Annotated in this window: 26 protein-coding genes and 1 riboswitch; of the genes, 9 read left to right on the top strand and 17 right to left on the bottom strand. The window is 43.7% G+C overall.

Features of this window, described 5'->3' with window-relative positions:
- Positions 1-45 precede the first annotated feature (45 nt).
- The 5 genes from AC622_RS06300 to AC622_RS20970 all read right to left on the bottom strand — a co-directional run bounded on the left by AC622_RS06300 (position 46) and on the right by AC622_RS20970 (position 4,092).
- Entirely contained in the window at positions 46-642 is a 597-nt protein-coding gene (locus AC622_RS06300) for a hypothetical protein (RefSeq protein WP_049670290.1), read from the bottom strand.
- Between the two features lie 183 nt (positions 643-825).
- Entirely contained in the window at positions 826-1,278 is a 453-nt protein-coding gene (locus tag AC622_RS06295; RefSeq protein ID WP_049670289.1) for a YrvL family regulatory protein, read from the bottom strand.
- Positions 1,279-1,641: 363 nt separating this feature from the next.
- On the bottom strand, positions 1,642-2,625 hold the full coding sequence (locus AC622_RS06290; protein WP_049670288.1) for a ring-cleaving dioxygenase: 984 nt from the start codon (positions 2,623-2,625) through the stop codon (positions 1,642-1,644).
- 227 nt (positions 2,626-2,852) lie between these two features.
- Positions 2,853-3,812, bottom strand: coding sequence for an alpha/beta hydrolase (locus tag AC622_RS06285; RefSeq protein WP_082197041.1), 960 nt, complete (start codon positions 3,810-3,812; stop codon positions 2,853-2,855).
- Positions 3,813-3,915: 103 nt separating this feature from the next.
- Positions 3,916-4,092: a DUF4083 domain-containing protein gene (locus tag AC622_RS20970; protein WP_156185571.1), complete on the bottom strand. Its 177-nt coding sequence runs from the start codon at positions 4,090-4,092 to the stop codon at positions 3,916-3,918.
- 149 nt (positions 4,093-4,241) lie between these two features.
- On the opposite strand from AC622_RS20970, the gene AC622_RS06280 reads away from it, so the two are divergent.
- On the top strand, positions 4,242-4,883 hold the full coding sequence (locus tag AC622_RS06280; RefSeq protein ID WP_049670287.1) for a hypothetical protein: 642 nt from the start codon (positions 4,242-4,244) through the stop codon (positions 4,881-4,883).
- A 43-nt stretch (positions 4,884-4,926) separates the two neighbouring features.
- On the opposite strand, the gene AC622_RS06275 is transcribed toward AC622_RS06280, so the two are convergent.
- The 3 genes from AC622_RS06275 to AC622_RS06265 all read right to left on the bottom strand — a co-directional run bounded on the left by AC622_RS06275 (position 4,927) and on the right by AC622_RS06265 (position 6,609).
- Positions 4,927-5,403: an Hsp20/alpha crystallin family protein gene (locus tag AC622_RS06275; protein ID WP_049670286.1), complete on the bottom strand. Its 477-nt coding sequence runs from the start codon at positions 5,401-5,403 to the stop codon at positions 4,927-4,929.
- A 174-nt stretch (positions 5,404-5,577) separates the two neighbouring features.
- Positions 5,578-6,216: a FusB/FusC family EF-G-binding protein gene (locus tag AC622_RS06270; protein ID WP_049670285.1), complete on the bottom strand. Its 639-nt coding sequence runs from the start codon at positions 6,214-6,216 to the stop codon at positions 5,578-5,580.
- 129 nt (positions 6,217-6,345) lie between these two features.
- On the bottom strand, positions 6,346-6,609 hold the full coding sequence (locus tag AC622_RS06265) for a CD3324 family protein (protein ID WP_049670284.1): 264 nt from the start codon (positions 6,607-6,609) through the stop codon (positions 6,346-6,348).
- Between the two features lie 336 nt (positions 6,610-6,945).
- On the opposite strand from AC622_RS06265, the gene guaC reads away from it, so the two are divergent.
- Positions 6,946-7,929: a GMP reductase gene (gene guaC, locus AC622_RS06260; RefSeq protein ID WP_049670283.1), complete on the top strand. Its 984-nt coding sequence runs from the start codon at positions 6,946-6,948 to the stop codon at positions 7,927-7,929.
- Positions 7,930-7,995: 66 nt separating this feature from the next.
- Here the strand turns inward: guaC and AC622_RS06255 are convergent, their stop codons facing one another.
- The 3 genes from AC622_RS06255 to AC622_RS06245 form a co-directional block, all read right to left on the bottom strand.
- On the bottom strand, positions 7,996-10,038 hold the full coding sequence (locus AC622_RS06255) for an ABC transporter ATP-binding protein (RefSeq protein ID WP_049670282.1): 2,043 nt from the start codon (positions 10,036-10,038) through the stop codon (positions 7,996-7,998).
- A complete protein-coding gene (locus AC622_RS06250; RefSeq protein WP_049670281.1) occupies positions 10,035-11,786 on the bottom strand; it encodes an ABC transporter ATP-binding protein in 1,752 nt (583 codons plus the stop codon). The genes AC622_RS06255 and AC622_RS06250 overlap by 4 nt, the downstream gene beginning before the upstream one ends.
- Positions 11,787-12,295: 509 nt before the next feature.
- Positions 12,296-12,751 carry a GNAT family N-acetyltransferase gene (locus AC622_RS06245; protein WP_049670280.1) on the bottom strand — a complete coding sequence of 152 codons (456 nt, stop codon included), beginning with the start codon at positions 12,749-12,751 and terminating at the stop codon, positions 12,296-12,298.
- A gap of 185 nt (positions 12,752-12,936) precedes the next feature.
- Here AC622_RS06245 and AC622_RS06240 point away from each other — a divergent pair, with 185 nt between their 5' ends.
- Entirely contained in the window at positions 12,937-13,500 is a 564-nt protein-coding gene (locus AC622_RS06240) for an HAAS signaling domain-containing protein (protein ID WP_049670279.1), read from the top strand.
- Positions 13,493-14,227, top strand: coding sequence for a DUF4097 family beta strand repeat-containing protein (locus AC622_RS06235; RefSeq protein ID WP_049670278.1), 735 nt, complete (start codon positions 13,493-13,495; stop codon positions 14,225-14,227). The genes AC622_RS06240 and AC622_RS06235 overlap by 8 nt, the downstream gene beginning before the upstream one ends.
- 66 nt (positions 14,228-14,293) lie before the next feature.
- Here the strand turns inward: AC622_RS06235 and AC622_RS06230 are convergent, their stop codons facing one another.
- From AC622_RS06230 to AC622_RS06210, 5 genes are all read right to left on the bottom strand, one after another.
- Positions 14,294-14,602, bottom strand: coding sequence for a hypothetical protein (locus AC622_RS06230; RefSeq protein ID WP_049670277.1), 309 nt, complete (start codon positions 14,600-14,602; stop codon positions 14,294-14,296).
- Positions 14,603-14,658: 56 nt separating this feature from the next.
- Complete coding sequence (locus AC622_RS06225; RefSeq protein WP_049670276.1) at positions 14,659-15,390, bottom strand: DUF5694 domain-containing protein; 732 nt, start codon at positions 15,388-15,390, stop codon at positions 14,659-14,661.
- Between the two features lie 77 nt (positions 15,391-15,467).
- Positions 15,468-15,671, bottom strand: a complete 204-nt coding sequence (locus AC622_RS06220) for a zinc ribbon domain-containing protein (protein ID WP_049670275.1) — start codon at positions 15,669-15,671, stop codon at positions 15,468-15,470.
- Between the two features lie 141 nt (positions 15,672-15,812).
- On the bottom strand, positions 15,813-16,607 hold the full coding sequence (locus tag AC622_RS06215; protein ID WP_049670274.1) for an SDR family NAD(P)-dependent oxidoreductase: 795 nt from the start codon (positions 16,605-16,607) through the stop codon (positions 15,813-15,815).
- A 15-nt stretch (positions 16,608-16,622) separates the two neighbouring features.
- Positions 16,623-17,591: an MBL fold metallo-hydrolase gene (locus AC622_RS06210; RefSeq protein WP_049670273.1), complete on the bottom strand. Its 969-nt coding sequence runs from the start codon at positions 17,589-17,591 to the stop codon at positions 16,623-16,625.
- 430 nt (positions 17,592-18,021) lie between these two features.
- On the opposite strand from AC622_RS06210, the gene proC reads away from it, so the two are divergent.
- The 5 genes from proC (at position 18,022) to AC622_RS06190 (ending at position 23,865) form a co-directional block, all read left to right on the top strand.
- Complete coding sequence (gene proC / locus AC622_RS06205; protein ID WP_049670272.1) at positions 18,022-18,870, top strand: pyrroline-5-carboxylate reductase; 849 nt, start codon at positions 18,022-18,024, stop codon at positions 18,868-18,870.
- A gap of 149 nt (positions 18,871-19,019) precedes the next feature.
- Positions 19,020-19,127: a YjcZ family sporulation protein gene (locus AC622_RS20965; protein WP_156185570.1), complete on the top strand. Its 108-nt coding sequence runs from the start codon at positions 19,020-19,022 to the stop codon at positions 19,125-19,127.
- 140 nt (positions 19,128-19,267) lie between these two features.
- Entirely contained in the window at positions 19,268-20,293 is a 1,026-nt protein-coding gene (gene namA / locus AC622_RS06200) for an NADPH dehydrogenase NamA (protein WP_049670271.1), read from the top strand.
- 249 nt (positions 20,294-20,542) lie between these two features.
- Positions 20,543-21,424: a DMT family transporter gene (locus AC622_RS06195; RefSeq protein ID WP_049670270.1), complete on the top strand. Its 882-nt coding sequence runs from the start codon at positions 20,543-20,545 to the stop codon at positions 21,422-21,424.
- Between the two features lie 333 nt (positions 21,425-21,757).
- Positions 21,758-21,888, top strand: a riboswitch (cyclic di-AMP (ydaO/yuaA leader).
- Positions 21,889-22,035: 147 nt separating this feature from the next.
- Positions 22,036-23,865, top strand: coding sequence for an APC family permease (locus AC622_RS06190; RefSeq protein WP_049670269.1), 1,830 nt, complete (start codon positions 22,036-22,038; stop codon positions 23,863-23,865).
- 478 nt (positions 23,866-24,343) lie between these two features.
- Here AC622_RS06190 and rnz read toward each other — a convergent pair whose 3' ends face one another.
- The gene (gene rnz / locus AC622_RS06185) at positions 24,344-25,261 is read right to left on the bottom strand and encodes a ribonuclease Z (protein WP_049670268.1); all 918 of its coding nucleotides are present in this window, start codon (positions 25,259-25,261) and stop codon (positions 24,344-24,346) included.
- Positions 25,262-25,403 lie beyond the last annotated feature (142 nt).

Raw genomic sequence — 25,403 nt, 5'->3', positions numbered from 1 at the left:
CGAAAGAGGATACGCCTTCTTTCGGTCCTTTCTTTATGTAGATATTCATGATGAGCTTCCAGTGAGTCTCACCTTTTGCTCATTATTCGTCTGTTCAATTATTAAGACATTTTCGAGTAAGTGATCAATGAACGGGGGATAGAAATCGGCTGTTTCCTCAAGGCTTGCGTACAGGACATTTGCTTTTCTAGCAGCCTTCTTCAAAAAGGCCATATAGGATTTCACAAGAATCAGCTTCTTCCTTTTCAAATCAAACTCAGCAAGTTGAATATGATAGCTTCCTTGCCCCTTAGCTTTCTCCTCATACAGTTCCTTAAGCTCCACCTCAAGCGTTCGGATGGCGTAATATTCAGAGAGCAGCTGCGGAGATACAGATGCCTCATGGTCTTGTATCTTATCAAGGATCCTTTCAGCTAAGGAACAAGCATCCATTACTTTTACTGATTCCTTTTTTCGATGCTCTTTAATCAAATATAATTCTCTTTCAAAAAATCCGTAGGTTTGTTTAATTCTCATCGCTTGAGGAAGAATGGTTGAACTCAATTGAGAGAACACTAGCCTATTTTCCTGCTTTTTCTTTTGGGACCATACACCCTCTGCAGCAGACAGAATTGAGCTTAATAGTTGGGAAGCTTTCTTCATGCCCATCCTCCTTCATTATCAGCCATATACTATTTTCTTTTCTATCGACACATTAAACTCTCATTAAACCTAGTATAGCGATAAGGTGACTTTTATCCTACAAAAAGAGCATTTAGACCTACCTATCCTAACACGGAATTCTGGACAAAAAAAGGAATGAAGAGCCCAATGACTCCTTATTCCTCAATTCTTCTCTCGTTTCGGCCTCTCTTCAAATACAAGCTCGATTAAATAAGAGATAACCCCTAATAACAATTCCGTTCTTACAGGGATGGTTATCCCTAATATACATTCATCTGCAATATAAAATGACAGGGCGGAGAATGCTACCATCATGATTGATCGTATAATGAACCGTTTAGAGGATTGAAATCCTCTGCTCACGAAACCTGTTACCAGTTTAGAGAGCGGCTCTATAAAGAAATCAATCAAGAGCAGCAGCAACGTAAAATAAACAAGGGCCTTCACCGACTCGTATGTAACGCCAAGCAGACTGAAAAAGCCTGCGATCCCAAAGAAAAAGATGCCAAAGACGAGCAAAATCGCCAAAAGGACTAAAATGACGACCATGCCGAGCGCAAGCAAACTCCCAAACCACCCCATGTCCTTGAAATCATCATCATGATTGTCCTTCAATGGTCCCCGACCTTTCTAGTATGTATTTTCATCAAAGGATTGCTATCCGATAAAATGAATGATACTATATACTAAGCATACAAGAACACATTGAAATAGTACCATTTTCAAGATATATTCTTCCTAATAATCATGATTTCCACCCTTTTATTGATTGCTTCACCCAGATACATAAAATAAAAGGAGGTTATTTTATGGAAGAATTGTACGAGCCGTATATTAGAAAGTATGATTTCTTTATCTATGAGGATGAACTGTTTCACAATGTAGATTTAGATTTTGAAGAATATGTGAAAGAAGATTAATAAACAAAGGATTGGTCCAATCTATGGCACCAATCCTTTCTTATTTTATGCGGATCGTTTATTCATATTCCTTCTCAAACATTTGGTTGCTCCTGACAGTGTCAATTGGCCGTACCACCGATTCAATATATTCACGCTTTGGCTCAAGGAATGGCGGCAAAGATAATTTTTCTCCCAAAGTCTCATATGGTTCATCCCCCATAAATCCCGGTCCGTCAGTCGCAAGCTCAAATAGAATCTGCGGAGCCACTCTCGTATAAAGTGATTCAAAGAAATGGCGATCAACATAGCCGGAAGACGGCAGACGGAATTGCTTCATCCGTTCAATCCATTCATTCAATGCCTCTGTATCCTCGACTCTGAAGGCCGCATGATGTACCGTTCCATAGCCCTGCTGCGCATATGGCAAGGATGTGTTCTTCTCCACGATAACCTGTGCTCCATTTCCGCCTTCACCCATCTCAAATAAATGGATATCCCCATCATGGTCGATTTCAGTGAAATGATAGACCTTCTCTAATACTTCCTTGAAGTAATCAAATTCAGCAATTCGAATATGAACCGGTCCAAGCCCTGTAATGGCATATTCGAGCGGAATGGGCCCGTTTTGCCATGGGATGCCGCTTGGCACACCTTCATTCTGCTCATCAGAAATCAATTGGTACTGCTGATCATCAAAATCTGCAAAAGACAGCGTCTTCTTCCCAAATTGCTCCTTGATGCCTGTATGTTCAATCCTTAAGCGGTTAAATCTCTTGACCCAATAGTCCAGCGCCTCATCTGTCGGCACCCGAAAGGCTGTTCGATAAATCTCATTTGTTCCATGGGAACCTTTAGGAATCCCCGGAAAATCAAAGAATGTCATATCTGTCCCTGCATTGCCCTTGTCATCGGCAAAGAATAAATGATAGGTTTGTATATCGTCCTGATTGACTGTTTTCTTAATCAGCCTCATCCCAAGCACATGCGTAAAGAATTGATAATTTTTCTCTGCACTGCTTGTGATGGCTGTGACATGATGAAGTCCTTTTATTTTGTTCATAAATCATCCACCCCCATATTGATACTTTTAATTTATCTCGAATTCGAGATAATGTCAATTTATTCGCTTTTTGAATTTTTCTTAATCCACATCACCTTTCATATAAAAAACAACTACCTTTTGATTTTTACTTCAACATCTTGATCCCACTGCCTTCACGTTTATAAATAATAAAAAGCTGACCCGAAAGCCAGCTCTGCCCAAAGCATCTAAATCATCCATTATTTTTAAGAGTCTTTAACAATGCCGGCCTTCTCAGCCGCCATTCCTTTTATCGCAGCTCCTATGTGACGAATCGCTTCCTTCCCTTGGTCAAGCGCGTCTGCCATACTGACAAAGCCATGAATCATCCCTTTATATTCCTTATATTGCACCGATACACCAGCGGCAGCAAGTGCATCTGCATACATCCTTCCCTCATCCCGAAGCGGGTCATATTCTGCCGTTAAGACAAGGGCCTTCGGAAGAGCGCTTAAATCCCCAGCCGACAGCGGGGAGGCATAAGGTGAGGTCCTGTCCTCATCACGGAGATATTGATAGGCAAACCAATTCATCATATCCTTCGTCAGAAAGTAACCCTCTGCATTCTCTTTCATGGAAGGAGTTGAAACAGTAAAGGATGTGGCAGGATAAATGAGTACTTGGCCAGCCATTTTCGGACCGCTCCGTTCCTTAGCCATCAAGGTCACGACAGCAGCCAGATTCCCTCCCGCACTGTCACCTCCGACGATGAGACAATCTCTCATCCCCCCATGCTCTTCAATATGTTTTTCCACCCACAAGAGAGCATGATAGCAATCCTCCGTCGCGACTGGAAATTTATGCTCCGGAGCAAGGCGATAATCAACTGAGACAACGATGGCCCCCGAGGCATTGGCAATCATTCTAGCCATACCGTCATGTGTATCCACACTGCCGATTACCCAGCCTCCTCCGTGAAAGAACAAAAAGACGGGATAGGGGCCGTTTCCTTCTGGAGTGTAAATTCTCGCCATAATCTCCCCATCTTCAACCGGAATCTGCACCTCCTGTATACGGCTTACCTCTTCCGGCTTTGAGCCTGTCCCCATATTTCTATTGGAAATGGCCCGATATTCCGATGGGCTAAATGAGCTAATGGTCGGTGCCCCTAGTGAAGCCTCTGCCATTTGCTCAAGAAATCCTTTGACCTGCGGATCAAGCGGCATATAGAATCCTCCTTATTCTTATCAGATGGTCACTCTATCTACCAAATTATTCCACTTGTTTGTGCTAGATTCCTTTAGGTCAATGGGCCTGTTTTCAATTCAATTATTTTTTCCTCAGCTCTTCGCTTAGTTCATTAATTTTCTTCTCCATGCGCTCAAGCTGCTCATTCCGTCTTTTACGAGAACGAATAAAGGCAATAATCCCTGTAATGAAAACTGCCAAAACAATGAAACTGAATAATTGAAAAAGGATATCCCCTGTATTAAAGCTGCTGCTCATATCATCACCTCAAATCTAGTGTATAGATTATGGTTTATTTTTACAATCACCAAATCGAAGAATAGCTATTTCTCTATAAAAAAAGGAAATAGGCTCCTACTAATCGAATTAGTAAAGAAATATATTGATAGAGAAACAAGGGGGAAAAGATGAAAAGACTAAAAATCTTGATGACGGTTGGGCTGCTTACTACGGTCCTCTACGGGTGTGAGGAATCCATTGCTTCGGAGAAGAGCAGACAAAAAGATAATACAATCAGCAGTGTTCAAAGCTTCTCCGATCGAGAGAATACCATTCTGACAACTGCAGCGGAAACGGCCATGGTATTTGACTTTCAATTGGCCAATCAGTATAAGGAAATAAAGGTCTGGGTTGAAAAATATCGCTTTGGAAAATTAATCGATGATAAATCAGGCTTGAGCGGCACGGATTCCTTTAAGGACAGCGGAACCATCGTATTTGCCGCACCAAGAAGCGTCGAAGAAGATATGCCGTTCACTTACCAGATTGGTATTGGTAACAATGGGCAATTCATGACGACAGCTCAAACAGATGAAAATCAAACAAAGGATGACCAGTTCGAAAAGATGGGAATGGTTTGGGGAAGCCTGGAAGAAGAAAAAAGCATACCCGATAATGAAGATTTCTTGTTGGGATACATCGGATTTTCCAGTGACGACAGCGGCATAAGTTCCGTAAGCAGCGAGCTTTTCCACAAGCTAGGCAATGAACAAAAAGAACTCCAAGATTATGATATTGCCTATTTAATTAAAGCGCGCTTTATCCGGTAAAAAATAACACCCGGAAATCTCGTTTCCGGGTGTCATCTATCCTTTATTCTTTATGCATGATGTTAATCTTATGTGATTTGCTGACTTCCTTTTTCGGTACATCAATATAAAGCATGCCATTTTTGCTTTCTGCTTCAATCTTGTCCACATTGATATTGCCTGGCAAGGTAAAGCTTCTGTAGAAGGACCCATAGCTATGTTCTTCCACATGCATGCGTGTATCCTTTTCCTCATGTTTGCTGCGAACACTCTTTTCTCCTTTTACGACCATCACATTGCCTTCAAGCTCAATGTCAACTTCCTCAGGATCTACTCCTGGAAGCTCCAGCTCAATCAAGTAGCTGTCTTTCTTCTCAGAAATATTCATTGCCGGAACAAGCTTGTCAGGGTCAGTAAAGAAGGAATTAGACAAAGAAAACGGCGTATCATCAAAAAAACGCTGCAATAGTCCGTTCCAGTCATTTGGGTAAGATGGCTGTACTGATTGATTTTCTGGATGTTTGTGACGAATTGGTTTCATGCTGCAATCGCTCTCCTTATAATCAATTATTGTAAAGCACAATAATCGCTATACCCTGTATGAGAGCAAATAAACTATTTAAATATATTTTTTAGCCACTTTATACTGATAAATTTTATTTCTTCTTCTCTCTTCCTTCTCTATTCACCATTATTTTTGAATAACGATATTCTTTTACAATCCTAATGCTTCCCGCATAAACGCATCAATTCGCTCAACATTTGCGAGGTGCTGATTACATTGCATACTGTCCTGACAGATATAGTGGGCAAATGCCTGATAATTCATCGACTTTCCTCTAACCTTTCTCTCTACAGAGAATAAACCGACCTCAGCCTGCTTGTGACAAAAGTGGCATAATCCCTGTTTCGATGAAGGTGTGATTCGACCGCTGATTCCCCTCAAGCTTCCATCCACGGCTTTCACGATAAATTTGCGTTCATTATGTGTCCAGCCGAAATACGTAAGCTCCTCCATTTGCTCCTGCGGAAGCAGCGGATACTGGAGTTTCTTCACCTTTCGAAAGAGTTTTGTCAGCTGAGCGTCAGATAGAGCAGGAAAAGGAATTCTCCATTTGACAAGTTCACTTAAGAATCTCTCATAATCTGCTTCTGTTCTAATTTCACTCAAGTCGTTCAGGCACTCTCTCTGATCATCCGTCAATGTCTGGAACTGTTCATACACATAGAATTGACTATTATCAATAAAGGTTTCCTGCACATGCCGATCATGAACTGTATGACGCGCATGCACAATCTGCCTTGCTTTTTCCCGAATAAAGACGTATTGGTGGTTTTCAATAAACGGTTTCATTCTTGCCTTCACCTCCGTTTTTCCATTTTATCATGCTTGACTCGCTGGATAAACATTCATCTTTCATATAAAAAGAAATTGGCACCCTGCAGAGAGCTGCCGTATTAAGCGCAGCCCCCTGCTTGGTGCCTACTTTCGATAGAGTATATTACGAATGGTATAAGGGGAGAGGCTGTACTGGTCAGCCAACTCGGTAATTGCTGCGCCTTGCCGATAAGAAGCCCTTATTTCCTCATTCCTTTTATTCGTATATTCCTTTGCCTTGGTCAAACTGCCCCATGGTTTTCTTTCTTCCTCTTTGACGGGAATATACAGTAAGTCACCGTCTATATATTTTTGAATTTCCTCAAGTAGTTCCTTTGGGAGAATTCTATTGGCCGATTGATATTTCATGTTAGGCTCGCTCCTTCATTATTTTGGTTAAATAACGAATTGAGCCTTTTATGATTGGGCGATTAAATGTGTACTACAATGCCGCTCCATATGAAGGATCGCCGCTAATAAAAGGCTTCATATGGAACGCTTGAGTATCCTGCTTTCGCATGCTGACCACCTCCATTTTTTACTCTTGCTCACTGATTATACGTCTTTCGTCCCCAAGTAAACAATAGACCTTTCCACACAGAAAAATTATCCTTTTGACTTCTGCCTGAAAGTATTGTACATTACAAAAGGACGAACATTATTACAAAACAAAATAATTTCATTCGGATATAGAGGTGCAAACACATGAGAAAAGTATTTGATTACGAAGATATCCAGCTAATTCCCGCAAAATGCATAGTTGACAGCCGTTCAGAATGTGACACAACCGTTACACTTGGAGCTCATTCCTTCAAGCTCCCTGTCGTGCCTGCAAACATGCAAACCATTATCGATGAAAACATCGCAGTCAAGCTGGCCGAAAATGGCTATTTCTATATCATGCATCGATTCCACCCGGAAAAACGTGTTGCCTTCATTCAAAAGATGCAAGCCCGCGGGTTGATCACATCCATCAGTGTCGGTGTCAAACCAGAAGAATATGAATTTATCGAGTGTCTCGCGAAGGATGGTCTTCTTCCTGATTACATCACAATCGATATTGCACATGGTCACTCGAACTCTGTGATCAAGATGATTCAGCATATCAAGAAGTATTTGCCGGAGAGCTTTGTCATCGCCGGAAATGTCGGCACTCCTGAAGCCGTGAGAGAGCTTGAAAATGCCGGTGCTGACGCCACCAAGGTCGGCATTGGACCAGGTAAAGTATGCATTACCAAAATCAAGACTGGCTTCGGTACAGGCGGCTGGCAGCTGGCGGCTCTTCGCCTATGCGGCAAAGCTGCAACAAAGCCAATCATCGCTGACGGCGGTATCCGCACACATGGTGATATCGCGAAATCCATCCGTTTCGGAGCAACAATGGTTATGATTGGCTCCCTTTTTGCTGGGCATGAAGAATCACCAGGCGAAAGCTTTGAGATAGACGGGAAACGTTACAAAGAATACTTCGGATCCGCATCTGAATACCAAAAAGGCGAACGACGAAATGTGGAAGGCAAGAAAATGTATGTTGAGTATAAAGGTCCTCTAATGGATACATTGATTGAAATGGAACAGGACCTCCAATCCTCCATCTCCTATGCCGGCGGGAAAACAATAGAAGCAATCCGCACCGTTGACTATGTTGTCGTGAAGAATTCCATCTTTAACGGAGATCGAGTATTCTAATCTTTCATCATGCTACTTGCACAAAAAGGAGGCGTTCAATAGGAGCGCCTCCTTTCTATTTATCTATTATCCAGCCCTCTTCCCTGATTGCAGCTCATACATTTGATAATATCTGCCCTTCAAGCTCATCAGTTCATCATGGCTGCCCCGCTCAACAATCTCCCCTTTATCAAGAACCAGGATTTGGTCTGCATTCTTAATAGTTGACAGACGATGGGCAATAATGAAGGTCGTCCGTCCTTTTTTGAGGACATCCATCGCCTCTTGTATGAGTGTCTCTGTTTCCGTATCAATGCTCGACGTCGCTTCATCTAGGATAAGGATTGCTGGATTAAAGGCTAATGCCCTGGCAAAGGATATCAATTGGCGCTGACCAGAGGATAACGTACTGCCCTTCTCAACCACAGGCTCATCAAAGCCATGCTCAAGATTGGCAAGGACACGATCTGCCCCAACATCCCTTAAAGCCTTCTCTGCTGCTTCCTTCGTAATCTTCGGATCATCAAGCGTGATATTGGAGAGAATTGTCCCTGTAAAGAGATACGGGTCCTGCAGGACAATGCCCATATGCTCTCGCAGCGTCTGCCTTGGGATATCCTTCAATTCTTTTCCATCCAGAAGAATCGCTCCTTCTTGGTAATCATAGAAACGGAATAAGAGATTCATAATGGAGCTCTTTCCGGAACCAGTATGACCAACAAGTGCAATTGTCTCACCTTGATTCGCCTCAAAGCTAATATTCTTCAAGACGTGTTCTCCTTCTTTATAACCAAACGACACTTCTTTAAATTCGACATGTCCATTCAAGCGTGCTATCCGCTTATCCTCGACATCTGTTCCGTTTTCGTCAAGAAGAGAGAATACACGTTCTCCGGCAACCATCGCTTGTTCAAAATTGGCGAATTGGTTGACAATCCCCGAAATAGGATGAAATAGCCTGTTTAAATAATTGACCATCGCATACAACACCCCAAGCGTTACAACAGATTCACCCGAAGCGGCAAGTCCGCCGAAGTACCAGATAAAGAGCGTCAGCGTAATGACGCGGAAGGCACCGACAAGATTTCCGTTCAAGAGAGAATTCAAGCGCTGCATTTTGCTTTGGTAAATATAATGCTCTGAGTTCAGCTCCTCAAACTCTGCCTGCGTCTCCTTCTCACGCCGGAATGCCTGAATGATGGTCATCCCATTGATGGATTCATTGATCATTGCATTGATATCACTGATTCTAGCTCGGATGACCCGGTTATATTTCGTCGCAAATTTACGGAACACAATCGTCCATACGATGAGAATCGGGATGACCAAGAGCGTGATCGCTCCAAGCTTTGGACTAAGTAAAAACAAGGCGATAATTATCCCAATGATGTTCACCGTGCTTGAGAAGAAATTTGCGAGCACTCTGACATACAGTTCGCGGATAGCCTCTGTGTCATTCGTAATACGCGCAACCAGCTTCCCTGCTGGCAAATTATCAAAGTATCGGATTGGAAGGCGCTGAATATGAGCAAATACCTCCATCCGCATGGATTGAATAATCCGATTGGCTGCTTTCTGTAAATAATAGCTCTGCCCATATTGGAAGAAGAAGGCTACGACCATAATGGCGAAATAAATCAAAATCAACTTGATGATTCGATTAATCTCCGGCTCATAAAACTGCATAATCTCCGTGCCTGACAGTTTAGCCGCTTCATATTCAGCCGTCTTTCCGCCATTGGTAACAGTCAATTTCCCCTCTTCATAGGAGCGTTCTCCATCAAACTTAAGCGGCTCGTTCAGGAAGAGGAAGGTGGTTCCCGTCTGGACAACGGAAACTGCCTCTCCGCTCCATTCCCCCTCTTGCAGATAAGCCTCCCGCTTATACCATTTCCCTTCAAACTGGACGGCATCCTCCGTCTTTTCTGTCTCTACCCATGGCTCTTCTATTCCCATAATATGATTATCGATAATATTCTTCCCGATATAAGGGCCAATGAGTTCAGCCGCAACAGAAATAGAGAGCATGATGAGGGCGAGAATAATCGTGCCTTTGAAGCGGACCGCATAGCGGTACAGACGCTTCATCGTTTTCGCACTGGATTCCGTTTGTTCGAGATGTTCATTCATGCGCTCACCCCCGTATTCGCCTCAACTTGCTGGCGTTCAAATTGTTCCTTGTACCAGCCGCCCTTCAAGACTAAATCTTCATGAGTGCCCTCTTCGATGACCCTTCCGTCATCAAGGACAATAATCCAGTCGGCATGCTGTACCGCAGACAGGCGATGCGTTGTAATCATCGTCGTTTTCCCGCTTCGTTCTTCTTGAATATTCTTAATAATGGTCGTCTCTGTCTTCGCATCGACCGCTGACAAAGAATCATCCAATATCAAAATCTCCGGATTCTTAATCAATGCTCTTGCGATAGAGATTCGCTGCTTCTGACCGCCTGACAGCGCGATTCCCTTTTCTCCCACTAATGTTTCAAGTTCATTCGGCAGCATGATTAGGTCCTTCTCAAAATCAGCTAAGCGGATGGCTCTCCAGAACTCTTCCTCTGTCGCATTTTTATTACCGAAGAGAATATTCTCCCGAATGGTCTTTGAGAATAAGACATGGTCCTGCGGTACATAGCCAATCCAGTCACGCACTCCATCAAGCGGCTGCTTCTCAATTGGGATATCCGCAATTGCAAGGACTCCCTCACCAGCAGGATACTCACGCAGCAGCTGCTTGATAAAGGTCGTCTTCCCGCTGCCTGTTTTCCCGACAATCCCGATGGTCTCCCCCTTGCCGATATTGACATTTACTTCAGCGAGATTATCTACCTTCGAGGAAGGGTAACGGAAACGGACATCTTCATAAGCAACGGTTGCCGGGTCTTCAACCTCAACCGGCTCTTCCACATTCTTGACATCCGCCTCATAGCTGAGCGTTTCATTCATCCTATCAAGCGAGGCATTCCCTCTCTGCATAATATTAATCAGTTCGCCAATGGCAATCATCGGCCATATCAGCATCGTCAAGTAGACATTGAATGTGACAAGCTGACCGATAGAGAGTTGCTGGGCAAAAACGAGATTAGCCCCATACCCAAGGCTGATCAGATAACTGATACCGATAACAAAGGTAATGACCGGATCAAAGAAGGAATCCACCTTAGCTACATCCATGTTCTTCTTATACACATCCTCCGTCATTTCCTCAAAGCGTTTCTCATCCGCCCGCTCCTGAACATAGGCACGAATTACACGGACGCCGGCAACCGATTCCAGTACCTTATCGTTCAGCTCGCCGAAGGCATCCTGCGCAGCTGTGAAATACTCATGAATCTTCTTGCCGCCCTTATTCACGGCCCACGCCATAAGCGGCAGGGGCAGAAAGGCCGCAAGCGTCAATTCCCAGCTGATCGTAATCGCCATTGTGAGCAAGATTGCCAGCATATAGAGCGATGAATCCATCAAAGTCAAAATTCCGTAACCCGCGGTAACAGAAATGGATTTCAGATCATTCGTCGCCCTTGCCATTAAATCGCCGGTCCGATTCTTCTCGTAAAAGGTCGGCGTCATCTTCAAAAGATGGCCCATAAAGCCCGAACGCAGCTTTCTCTCAAGGACAAATGCCCCGCTAAAGAGCTGATAATTCCAAATATAGGTCAAACCATATAAGGAAACGATCAGGGCAATCATCCACCAAATATAAGTCATCAGTGTATCATTCGTCATGGTTCCCATCCCAATATCATCAATGGCCATTCCGACCAGCATTGGCGGCAGAACCTCAAGCACATTCACCACATTCAATAGAATGATAGCAACCGTATATCGTATCCAATGTTCTTTAAAAAACCATCCTAATTTCTTAAAAACCGAAAACATTCCATCCCCTCCTCATCTTCATTCCGCTATCTGTTATGGCTACGTACTGTTCATCGATTCCTCTTTTGAAATCTTGACCGTGAATAAACGTCTCATCATCTTCATTCCTCCCTTTTATTCATAACCTTATCAACCAACAAAAAAAGACTGCAGCGGTGCCGGCGAGGCGCCCTTATATCCGAAAGAATCCATAAAGACGTGAAAACACGCCCTTACAATCCTAACGAACACAAGGGGCTCACACAGCAGCGTGCAGCCTTTCGTTCAAAACGAATGGTTAACCTCGTTTATCGAAACAAGAGGACTGCACAATGAATATGAACATCAGTTGAAATAAATACTGGTTTTACTCTTTTCATCGTACAGCCCTCCTTTCATTGGTAAGTGAATTGGTTATTTACTTAACATAGGTTACTACTTTTGGAATTGTTAGTCAATTGTAAATTTAAAAAATTTAAAAAATTAAGCTAATGCCCACTAACTCGCAAGCCTGCAAGCCCCTCATATCCTCACAGTTCCTTCGTCATGAACACACTATTTGGATCATCCCAATAATCGGCAAAAGGCGGACAATAGGTAAATCCAAAGCTTTCATACAGCTTTCGGGCTGGAGAGAAGGCTTCCATCGAGCCCGTCTCTAAGGAAAGCCTTCTGTATCCTCGCTTACGGGCTTCGTCTATTATGAAAGCAAGCAATGCTCTTGCAGTGCCTTTGCGCAAATGAGCTGCAGCCGTACGCATTGATTTGATTTCACCATGTTGGGAATCAAGCTCCTTTAACGCTCCGCAGCCTAATAACTCTCCATTCTCCCAGGCACTCCATACGGTTACATCCGGTTTCCTCAGTTCCTCAAGACCAAGAGCATGGATGCTCTCAGGAGGAGAAGTCAGATACATGCCTGCGAGATGTTCACTTATTAAATCAGCCATCTCCCTGCTTGATAAATCGTCTAGTTTAATTTTCATTTCCGTCCGCACCTTCCTATGACACGATTGTGATGAGTTAAGTATAGCAACTTCACACTTTCTTTAAAGATTTATTATAGAAATAAATCTGCCTAGTCTTAGATTCAATTGATACTGTAGAAAGACAAAAGTTCACTACACTTATCCCATATTGGTGTTAATCAAATTATTAAAGAGGGTGAAGAGTGTTGAACAAAGAAGCATTCATGAAAGAACTAGCTGAACAGCTTCGCGGGCTCCCGCCAAATGAGCAGGCTGAAATTCTTGCAGATTATGCCGAGTATTTCGACCTTGGCTTGCTAGAGGGAAAAACAGAACAAGAGATTGCCTTAGGCCTTGGTTCACCAAAAACAATAGCGAAAGAGTTGGTGCTTAATAGCTCCATCGAAAAAACTGAACATAACCTCTCCATGACTAATGTTCTTCGTATAATCGGCCTGACCATTGGACTAGGATTCTTGAATTTTCTCCTTATTGTCGGCCCAATGATTGCCATCGTCAGCATCCTGTTTGCCGGATGGATTGCCAGTATAACCATGATTGCCGCTCCCATCATCCAATTAGCCGAGATTTTGTTTGATTTCAATCATTTCTCCCTTTTTGAGGTTTTCGTCTCTATTGGGGCTTGCGGCCTTGGTCTTCTCCTGTTCATCGGGATGTACCATCTATCCAAACTCTCCATGAGACTGACCATTCGTTATTGCAAATGGAATATGAACATTGTGAAGGGCAGGGAATCATATGTTTAAAAAGATTTTCATTACTGGAGTCCTATTAATAGCCATTGGCGGTATCGGCGCCCTTCTTACAGCAAAGTCTTACTTCTCCGCTTCAGAGCAGGAAAAGAGTGCCACGACTTTCGCTGACGTCATCATTGACGAAATTGACATTAAAGGTAATCTTGGTTCTCTAACGATTCAACAAACGGATGGGGATGCTGTCACGGTTGAATCAATTGGACCAAAGAAAGGCCAATCGATTAATATCGAACAAGATGGGCGCACACTTAAAATATCAACACCTAATCAAGCTGGCATTAATTTTGGTATCCAGTTCAACAAGCAAGCAACCGATCTAATTATTCATCTTCCAGAAAAGACCTTTCGGCAAATCACTGCAGATACTGAAGTGGGCTCAATTGACATTTCAGGCATCAATGCGGAAATTATTAAATGTGAATCAGAGGTTGGGGATATCAATATCAAGGATTCTGCCGGAAAACTTGTCTTAAAAAATGAGATAGGCAATATTAACATTAAAGTCCCGGCAATAAAAGCGTCTATTACCGCCAGCAACGAGATTGGCGATATTGCGGTTTCTATTAGTGAAACACCCAAGGACCATTATATTAGTGCTAATTCAGAAATCGGTAGCATTCAAATATTCGGAAAGAAATCGAGCAGCTATATGAGCGGTAATGGCAGCATCGCTGTTGATTTGAAAACAGAGGTTGGCGACATAGACCTTACTAACTAATCTAAAGAACAATGAACCAAAAAAGCACGAATGTATTCATCCACATTCGTGCTTTTACATACAAAGCTATTCTGCTCCCGCCTTTTTCTGGCTTGCTGTCTCAAGTGCAATGACGGCGGCTGTAACTAGATGCATGATCATCCCTAAAAATGGGATAAACCCGACGACCGAGGTGATAATGCCAACGATATTACCAGCCGCTTTTTCCCCTGCCTTGGTCGAGAAAACGACAAGTATAATATGAAAAATAAACATAATTCCAAGTGGAGCCCAGCCTGTGGCTAATATGATCATTCCGCCTAAAATCGGAATTCCTAAAAATGCTTCTATTCCGGCCGAAATCCATTTCAATAAACGTAATGTGTCGCGATCCATCCTACTCTCCTCCTTCCCCGCATAGGATAAAAACATTTCGAACGATTCACATATCTTTAAGTTAAGTATAAGCTTGCAGGAACCACTTCGACAAGATTGCTCTCCCTCAAAAACTGCGAAACTAAATGAATATGTGAGCTGCCTATGAGCAATACAACACGGTCATCAGGAGCGGTTATAAGTTCAGCCAGATTCTTGTAAATAATCAGGTTCCGCTGATACCACCAACGCAGCCAATCAATCCCGACGTATTCCTCCCCTTTGCCAATTCGTGCAACAGTCATGTTTAACTCATGACCTAATTGTATCTCACTCTCTTGATTATACTCCTTCATCAGTTCATAAATGGACTTAGAGCCTGACTTTTCACGGATTGGCTTCTGATACTTTTCTTCAATCTCCTTATATAGGTCGGGCTGGTGTTCCTTTGCCCAATCATACACCTGTCCAATACCTCTGTTCCCAACCGATTCCATCCAATCAACGGCATATACTTGGTCATGCTCAAGCTCTTCAGCGATACGAAATCCAAATTGATAGACTTCATCAACCCCAAGTTCAAACTCCCCCCGCTGATAGCTTTGATACTCCTCATTTAAACGTTCATTCTCACTCTTAACCACTTCGAATGCCATCTTCGTAGGCTTAAAAGCTTTTACCCGTTCGATCACTTGCCTGATCTCCCGTTGTCTTTCCGCAAGTCCAATATCCCCTACATCCAGCCTGAACATATCCGCCGTGTAACGCATATGAAAGGTACCAAGCACCATCACTTTTGGTTTTTCCATACATTCTCCCTTGTATAGATATTTTTTTTAAATTAGGCAATGTTCCTCTTAAAGCTCTTGGTGAGTTTTTGCTTTCATCACCCGAAAAACAAGTCAATGATATTCGATGACTTCGAGGATTGCTTATTATAGAATTCTGAATATCCACAATTCTTACAATACACGACGATGAACGTATTATGCTGAACGTCCAGAAACTTCGATAACCCCGTTCCTGTCATCGCCACTTCCTTCTTACCCGCATCCCTGCTTCCGCATTTTACACAGCCTTTATCAGCCATAGTTCTTCTCCTCTCATGTCATTCATTTATTTATAATTCCATTACGAAGGACAACAGGAAAAGGTTTCAACTATTATCGAGATAACCCGCAAAAAAAGAGGTACATACCCCTATAAAATGGTCATGTACCTGTTGTTGTTTTTACTTTTTATTAAATTGGCTTCTCCCTAATGTCTCAAAGGTTCGTGGGAAGAGACTGTAAATTTTGCTGCCCGCATTCATCCAGCCCGGAGCATTGATCTCCCGCTTCCCTGTCATCATCGCATCCACGATTCTTCCGGCAAGCTTCACCGGGTCAATCATGAGCCGGTCAATATTCTTTATGTAGGTTCCTTCCTTATCAGCGATGTTAAAGAAATTGGTCCGAATCGGCCCTGGATTAACAGAGGTTACATATACGTGCCTGCCGTGCATTTCCATGCGCAAGGAGTTCGTGAATCCTAGAACAGCATGCTTCGTTGCAGAATAAACACTTGATTTTGGCGTAGCCATCTTTCCTGCCTGCGAGGCGATATTGATGATGTGTCCCGAGCGGTGGCTCACCATGTCAGGAAGCACAAGCTTCGTGCACGTAATTAAGCCGAGCACATTTGTCTCGATCATGCCTTCTGCCTCATCCAAATCCATCTCAAGCACCGTATCAAAAACACCGAAACCGGCGTTATTAACGAGTATATCAATCGGTCCGACCTCTTGCTTGATTTTCTTAAAGGTTTCTTCTATTTTCTCCCGCTTCGATACATCAAGGCTATAGACATGGGCTTTAATGGAGTATTTCGTCATCAATTCATCACGAAGGGCCGAGAGCTTGTCATAGCTTCTCGCCATCAAGATCAGGTTCGCACCGTTCTTGGCTGCCTGCCTCGCTATCTCCATTCCTAGCCCCCCGGAAGCACCCGTGACAGCGATGGTCTTGCCTTTAATCCGTTCATTCATTTCTGTACCACTTCCTTATTCTTCGGTCATTACTCTATAATATAACACACCCCCTGCATCCTGCTTCTCCACTTTATGAATGGATTCCAAATAATCCAGCTGTCCTAATGTCTCAAACAAAGCAAGAGCAGGGTCCCTTCTGATCGCTTTCGGGAATAACTGTATAGCAAGCTCTAAAATCGTGCTCTGTCCATCGCCGATTAAATCCTTCATCACATGCATGGCCCGTTCATGCTGCATGATTAATCTCTTTTCAATTAAGCTGTAGGGTTCCGTAATATTATCCCCATGGCCGGAGTAGACAATATTCAGCTTCTCCTTTGAAATCCGCTTCAGGCTCTCGTTCAGCTGAAGCTGCGGCTTAACCCTTTCATCCCCCTTTTTCTTCGGAGGCTCAAGAATAGGGTTTGGTGAAATCTTTCCAATCAGCAGGTCACCTCCAATTAGACTGCCTGTCGCTTCATGATAGAAGGAGAGATGCCCCTGCGAGTGTCCGAATGTCTCCATGACAATCCAATCCTCATGTCCAGGTATCCTGTCTCCCTCTTTCAAATATCCCGTCAAAGGCTTGGAGCCGGAATAAGTGTACATGGATTCCACATTATTGGCGTATTTCATGTATTCCTTTGGCACACCCATTTTCTTAGACATTTCCGTAAAATACTCACGCTGCCAATCGAGAAATTCTTCACTTCTAATCAGGTAACGCTGATTATCCTCATGGCCAAGCAGCTCTTTCCCTTCAAAAAGATCCACTAATCCGCAATGATCGGAATGGTGATGGGTTAAGATAACCTGATCGATATCTGAGATGGTGTAGCCGCGGTCATTCAACTGGCTTTCAAGGGTATTTTCAGCTTCTTTCGTTTTGATGCCTGCATCAACCAAGGTTAGTTTCTGGCCCTCTATCAGAAATACATTGACATCTCCGACCGCAAAAGGTGTCGGCAGGATGATTTTTTCGGCTACCTTTGTCTGTGTCATCTCAGCATTTCTCCCTATACTTGTTTTTATCATTATTTTTACATAATTTGGTTCGAAATTCTATCCTTTTCACTCATTCACCATTATTTAATATCCCAGCCCTTGACATTACGCGCAGTTTTTTGCATAATGCCTATAACTATAACGTACAATGAAACAATATCGGCAATGATAAAGGTCAAGTAAACAAGCCTTATGGCGCAAGAGATTGGGACCCCCGGCTGCAAGGCCCCATCGCCCTCTATCCTTGTTGAACCTCCCTTTTGAGCTTTTCAGGAAAACCTGAACGTTCCGCTAACGTTACAAGGCATAGAGTTGTGAACCATCCCTGCGTTCTTTCGGTTCACAAATGAAGGTGGTACCACGGAAGAATAGCCTTTCGTCCTTTACGGATGAAAGGCTTTTATTGTTTTTAAAGGAGGACATACGAATGGATAAGAAAATCGCATTTCTTGGGGCTGGGTCTATGGCCGAGGCCCTCATCTCAGGATTGGCCGCCCGCGAAGGCAGTCACCCTGAAAATATTTGGATCAGCAACCGCAGCAATGACACACAGCTGGCAAGACTTCAACAAGAATACGGCGTTACACCGTCTCGGGACCTCTCCTCCCTCTTAAACGGGTCAGATGTTGTCATCATTGCCGTAAAACCAAAGGATGTCCTGGCTATTCTCTCACAGGTTAAGAAATATTTACGTAAGGACATGCTGCTGATTTCTGTTGCGGCAGGCATATCCACCGCCAGCCTTAAATCCATCGTGGAAATTGACATGCCGATTATTCGAGCGATGCCCAATACGTCTGCGGCAGTCGGTAAATCCGCGACGGCTCTCTGCGGCAATGAATATGTGAAAGATAAAGATAAACAGCTGGCGAAGGAGATCTTCGGGACTGTTGGCATGGCTGTTTATACCGAAGAAGATAAGATGGATGCCGTCACCGGTCTTTCAGGAAGCGGTCCTGCCTATATTTATTATTTAATCGAAGCAATGCAGCAATCAGCTGAGCAGATTGGCCTCGAGCCCCAGGATGCCCAAAGACTAATCATCCAAACCTTGATGGGTGCAGCGGAAATGGTCCATACATCTGATAAAACACCCCAAACGCTTCGTAAGGAGGTCACAAGTCCAGGAGGCACAACTGAAGCCGGCATTCGCATATTAGAGGAAAAAGGGGTTAAGGAAGCCCTAATTGAATGCATCAAGAAAGCCACGCACCGTTCCAGTGAAATGGGGGAAGAGCTGTCAAAAAAAATCAGCCAAGGGATTCTGTCAAATTAGACCTAAAACACCTTATCTTGAAATAAAGGCAGCGCGCTTCCATATTTGTCCAAACGATTTCTTTCTTTCTCCATATGCTATATACAGGAATAGGGGTTAACAAGCTACAATTCCCTAATTCCTATTCTTCCATTAAGGAGGTGTCACATATGAGTGAAGGTAAAGGGTCTTACGGCGGACACGGTATGGGAAGCTTCGCTTTCATTGTTGTTCTGTTCATTTTGCTTATAATTGTTGGTGCTTCTTTTGTTTACTAAGTAGCACACCCACTTAAAGAGGGGGTTGGCATAAGCTATTGCTTTGCCAGCCTTTTCTTCCTTCCATTTCCCTGGAAACAAACTAATCGCATCTCTATATAGGGTATTGTTATAATGATGGCACAAGGAGGGATTTTCAGATGAAATCAAAGCAACCATTATTATTTGAACCATATACAATTAAGGATGTCACATTCAAAAACCGGATTGTGATGGCGCCAATGTGCATGTACTCAAGCCATAACAAGGATGGGAAAGTCGATAACTGGCATCTTGCCCACTATACAAGCCGAGCGGTCGGTCAAGTTGGATTGATTGTGGTCGAAGCCACATCCGTCACCCCGCAAGGCCGAATCAGCGACCAGGATTTAGGGATCTGGGAGGATGGCCAGATTGAAGGGCTACATACATTGACATCCATGATGAAAGAATACGGAACCGTACCTGGCATTCAGCTTGCACATGCCGGAAGAAAAGCTGGAGTTGACGGGGAAATCATTGCCCCTTCTGCCGCTCCATTCAAAGAAGGCGATAAAACACCAAAGGCCATGACGAAAGAAGAAATCAAAGAAACGGTCGAAGCCTTTAAGCAGGGAGCTGTCCGTGCCAAGAAAGCAGGCTTTGAGGTCATTGAGATTCATGCCGCTCATGGCTATTTAATCAATGAATTCCTTAGCCCTGCCGTCAATACCCGCACAGATGAATACGGCGGCACCAAAGAGAACCAATACCGTTTCCTTCACGAAATTATTGAAGCTGTTAAAACGGTATGGGATGGGCCGCTCTTTGTCCGTATTTCTGCAAATGATTACAGCAAGGATGGCTATACAGCAGAGGATTATGTCCAATATGCGAAATGGATGAAGGAGGATGGAGTTGATTTGGTGGACATCAGCTCAGGTGGTGTTCTTCCTGTACCTGTTCCTAGCTATCCAGGCTATCAGGTTCCTTTCTCTGAAACCATCAAGCATGGTGCTGATATCGCAACAGGTGCTGTCGGCTTGATTACAACTGGCATACAGGCAGAGGAAATCATCCAAAATAACCGAGCAGACCTTATCTTCCTTGGGCGCGAACTTCTGCGCGATCCATACTGGCCGAAGAATGCTGCCAAGGAACTCCGTTACGAAATTACGCCCCCTGTTCAATACCGATTCGGATGGTAACCATAAAAATGGATGGAGACCGACTATGGTTTCCATCCATTTTTTTTTATAATCAAATTGATTAGCAGACAAACATTTTGATAGGATTAATAAAACGACGATACTAAAGGAGTGAACGAACATGTTTCTAGCACCATTATTCGAAAATGATGTTCCAGCCGTATTCTCCCGCTCTTAACGGAGAGAATCAGAAGAGCTGCTTCTCTCCGTAAGGGCCATGATAGCCTATAATAATACGGAGGGTACCCAATGAAAAAAACATTAATTGGTTCATTATATTTAACAGCAGCTTCAAGTATATGGGGCGGCATGTATGTTGTCGTCAAACATATCGTAGAGGTTATTCCACCATTAGAGCTGGTTTGGATGCGTTATGTCATCGCACTTGTCACACTCATTATCATTGGATTAGCGAGCAAACAAAAGTGGCAGATGAAACAGAAACATATTCTTCTCGTCATTACGATTTCTCTGATCGGCTATGTTCTCTCCATCCTCACGCAAGAAACCGGGACTATGCTTTCCACTGCGCAAATGGGCGCCATCATCACATCAACGACACCTGCATTTATGGTCCTGTTCGCCAGTATCCTTCTGAAAGAACGATTAACATTCAAAAAAGCGTCATCCGTCAGCTTGGCCACCATTGGCGTCATTGCCATTGTCGGCATTGATGATATTGATATGTCCAGCACACTCGGGGGACTATCACTCATTATCGCAGCCTTGACTTGGGCCCTGATGTCCGTATTGATCAAGCTTTTGCCAACCCGGTATTCCCAGATTGTCGTGACTACCTATGCGGTTCTCATTGCGGTGGTCGTTTTAACGCCATTTGTTATTGTAAGATACCCGCAGGTTTCGCTGAATGAATTGGTACAGCCAAATATTTGGGGCGGACTCCTTTATCTAGGAATCATATCTACCTCCCTCGCCTTCCTCTTGTGGAACCGCGGACTGCAAATGCTCAATGCCTCAAGCGGCGGCATCTTCTTTTTCTTCCAGCCGGTAGTGGGTACATTTTTGGGCTGGGCAATCTTAGGAGAAACCATCAGTATGACCTTCTGGGTTGGCTCATTCTTGATTCTGATTGGGGTACTCATCGCCATTAGGGAGCCGCAGGAAGAATAAACGACTATATCATACTCTTTAACACAAATGATTCTATTATCATTTGTGTTTTTCATTTTCCTAGAATATCAATAACTATCTGACTTTCCCTTTCTATCAGCTACATAAAGAATCGTCCTTAAACTAGACTGAAGTTGAACACGAGTGATTCACAAGCCTGCTAAGAGGGAGACGATGTTTTTTTAACATATTAGCATTCTTATTTACTGATTATGCCTTAGTCATACGCCGATGAACAATCCTGTTTTTTGTCGAAATATTTATTTTCAGTTTTTGCCATTTACCCCATTTACTTTCTTCATTTATGGGAGTATGATAATTTTCAGTTTCAGATTTTCTAAATCGCTGAGACCGTATGGTGCGGGGGACCCAAATGTTTCTTGGGGTGAATCCTTATTAAAAGGTAGGGCTACTCATGGCCCGAATCCGTCAGCTAACCTCGTAAGCGTTATTTGAGAAGGAAGGTGGAACTTGTGATGCCAAGACTAACATCCTAGGTGTCTGCAAGTCTATTTCTCATTGGACTTGCAGGCATTTTTTATTCCAAAGGTTTATTCCTTTCGAAGAAAATGTCTGTTTATTCACGAAACTAAACAGGCAAGGTGATGAATATGTTTTATTATTCGCTGAAAAGAAGACTGATCGGTAAACCATTAAAATCAACTCAATTATCTGAACAAAGATTGAATAAAACCAAGGCACTGGCCATCCTATCATCGGATGCTCTCTCATCTGTGGCATACGGACCAGAGCAAATCCTGATTGTCTTAATGACCATCGGAATGGCGGCGTTCTGGTATTCAATCCCGATTGCGGCTGGAGTGGTCATCCTGCTTGCTATCATCATCCTTTCATACCGGCAAATTATATATGCCTATCCGCATGGCGGCGGCGCCTATATGGTATCAAAGGAAAACCTAGGGATGAATCCCGGTCTGATTGCCGGCGGTTCGTTGTTCATTGATTATATTTTGACCGTAGCTGTCAGTGTATCAGCAGGAACAGATGCGATTACATCTGCTATTCCTGCACTCTATGATTACAGGGTCTATTTAGCCGTCGGACTTGTGTTTTTGTTAACAGTGCTGAATTTGCGGGGATTAAATGAGTCAGCCTCTATTCTGGCCTATCCCGTGTACTTATTTATTTTCGCTGTATTTATCATGATTGCCGCGGGCCTATATCATATCGCAGCAGGTGATGTATCCCCTGCCGCTCATGCGCCAATGGGAGCACCTGTGACAGGGATCACGCTCTTTCTGCTGCTCAGGGCATTTGCTTCCGGAAGCTCTGCATTAACAGGGGTTGAGGCCATCTCGAATGCGATACCGAACTTCAAGCATCCGGAGCCGGTGAATGCCGCAAAGACCTTGTCCTATATGGGAATCTTATTGGCACTCCTTTTCTCAGGAATTGTCTTCATTAGTTATTATTACGGAGCAGCTCCCGCATTGAAGGAGACCGTTGTCTCTCAGGTAGCCGCGGAAATATTCGCAAGAGGAGGTTTTTACTACTTCATTCAAGGAACAACCGCCCTCATTCTTGTACTTGCGGCTAATACAGGCTACTCAGCCTTCCCGTTGCTGGCGGTTAACTTAACGAATGATCAATTCCTGCCAAGGATGTTTCGGATGCGAGGCGACCGACTCGGGTATTCAAACGGGATCATCTTTCTAGGCGTAACAGCAAGTATCTTGATTATTGCTTTTCAAGTTCACACCGAGCATCTCATCCCGCTTTATGCTGTCGGAGTATTCATTCCCTTCACCCTTGCCCAGGCCGGGATGATGAGAAAATGGCTGAAGGAGAAACCAGGGGGCTGGCGTTCGAAGTTAGCAATCAATACAGCCGGTGCCATCATTTGTTTCATTGTCATGATGATGTTCTTCTTGACCAAATTCCAGCAGGTTTGGCCAGTGCTTATCTTCCTTCCGATTGTCGTTTGGGTGTTCCACCAAATCCGCAAGCATTATATCGCAGTCGGTGAACAGCTCAAAATCACGAAGGAAACCGAGGCATTGCCGCCGGATGGGAATGTCATCATTGTCCCGGTATCCGGCATCACACGTGTGGTGGATAATTCCTTGAAATATGCCCGCTCCCTCTCCCCAGATCGGCTGATAGCCGTTTATGTGGCATTTGAGAAGGAGGATATCAAGGCATTCGAAAAGAAATGGGAGTCCTGGCAGCCAGATGTGAAGCTTGTTACCTTATATTCACCATATCGGAGTATCATCCAGCCGCTGAATAAATTTATCAATATTGTCGAGAAAAAAGCCAGGGAGGCCAATTTCCAAGTAACGGTCATATTCCCGCAGTTCATCCCAAAAAAAGGCTGGCATAACTTCCTGCATAATCAATCCAGCTTTATGATCAGGGCAAACCTGCTATATCGTAAGAACTTGATCATAACCATTGTGCCGTATCATTTAATGAAGTGAGATCATGTAATACCAAAAGAGAGAGCAAGGTGGTTTTCAGGTCGATTATCCATTTTAGGTCACTGTACTAGCCGGCTTTTTCCTGCTCCCTCCTTTTAAGTGAAACAGCCAAAATAGATGTCATCTTTGCCTGCCTTGTTCGTCCTCTCATCAGGATTCCTGCTTGGGTTCAGGCGGACTGTCTTTTAAACAAGAATGGCCCTCAAGAGAAGGATTCCTTATGACTCCATGACAAGAACTGTACGACGGATGAGATTAGGAGCCGCTTTATCGATGAGCGAAAGAATAGAAGCCTCATATGCAGAGTGACTCCTAATTAGATGAAGAAAGAGGCTGGGACAAAAGGAAACAGCAACTAAAAAAGCCGAACTATTATTAAATGCTATTTAAGCATGAGTAATAATAGTTCAGCTTTTTAAAATTCCATACACCATTCGGCTTTGCACACAGCAAATTTAGGTATGTCCCAGCTCTTTTCTCATATCTTAATGAGAGCAAGATCATGGGCGATTTCCGTCTCCGGAAAAACCGCTCTCGCCTCAGCCTGAAGTTCAACCGCATCATCTTCCGTAAAACGGGAGCTGATATGCGTTAAGATGAGCCTTTTCGCTCCAGCTTCCTTCGCGCATTCCGCTGCCTGGACAGTGGTCGAATGGAAATAATCCCTCGCCATCTCCTCTTGCCCTTTCTTGAAGGTCGCCTCATGCACAAGGCAGTCTGCCCCCTCTGCTAAGCGCAGTGTATTTTCACATGGTCTTGTATCTCCAAGTATCGTAATAATTCGGCCCTCTTTTGGCGGTCCTACATAATCAGCACCATTAATGACTCGTCCGTCAGGTAACTCAACCATTTCTTTCTTTTTAATACGGCTATATAAGGGACCTGGCGGGATATTTTCTTCCATTAACAAAGCAGCATTGAGCTCACCAGGCTTGTCCTTTTCCGTAATCCGGTACCCATAGCTCAGCACCGCATGATCAAGCGGTAGAGCTTCAACGCGAAAAGCCTCATCCTCAAAAAGGACGGACTCCTCCCCAATCTCTACATAGGAAAGCGAATACTTCAAGTGGGTCTGGCTAAGGCGCAGAGATGTTTCAATATATTCCTTGATACCGGCAGGCCCATACACTGTCAGTGGTTCTGTACCGCCCTGGAATGACCGGCTCCCAAGCAGTCCCGGCAAGCCATATATATGGTCCCCATGCAAATGGGTAATAAAAATCTTCTCTATTTTCCTTGTCTTTACGGATGTCTTCAATATTTGATGCTGGGTCGCTTCCCCGCAATCAAACATCCAGCTAGCGGCTCTCTCTTCATTCATCTGCAAAACGATTGATGAGACATTGCGCTGCTTAGCGGGTATGCCCGCTCCTGTTCCTAGAAATACAAATTCCAAGCTCCCATTCCTCCAACTACATTCAATATACTCATTTTACCGCATTCCGGCTTATTTTTCAGCCATTGCTGAGTCTTCCATAACTTATTTTTCCTGTATAATATAAATAGAAAATATTTTGCATTCACTCACATACGATGTA

It is taken from the genome of Bacillus sp. FJAT-27916 (genome assembly GCF_001183965.1).
Lineage (GTDB): Bacteria > Bacillota > Bacilli > Bacillales > Pradoshiaceae > Pradoshia.
The sequence above is the reverse complement of the archived record's forward strand: the minus strand, read 5'-3'. Positions and strand labels throughout refer to the sequence as shown.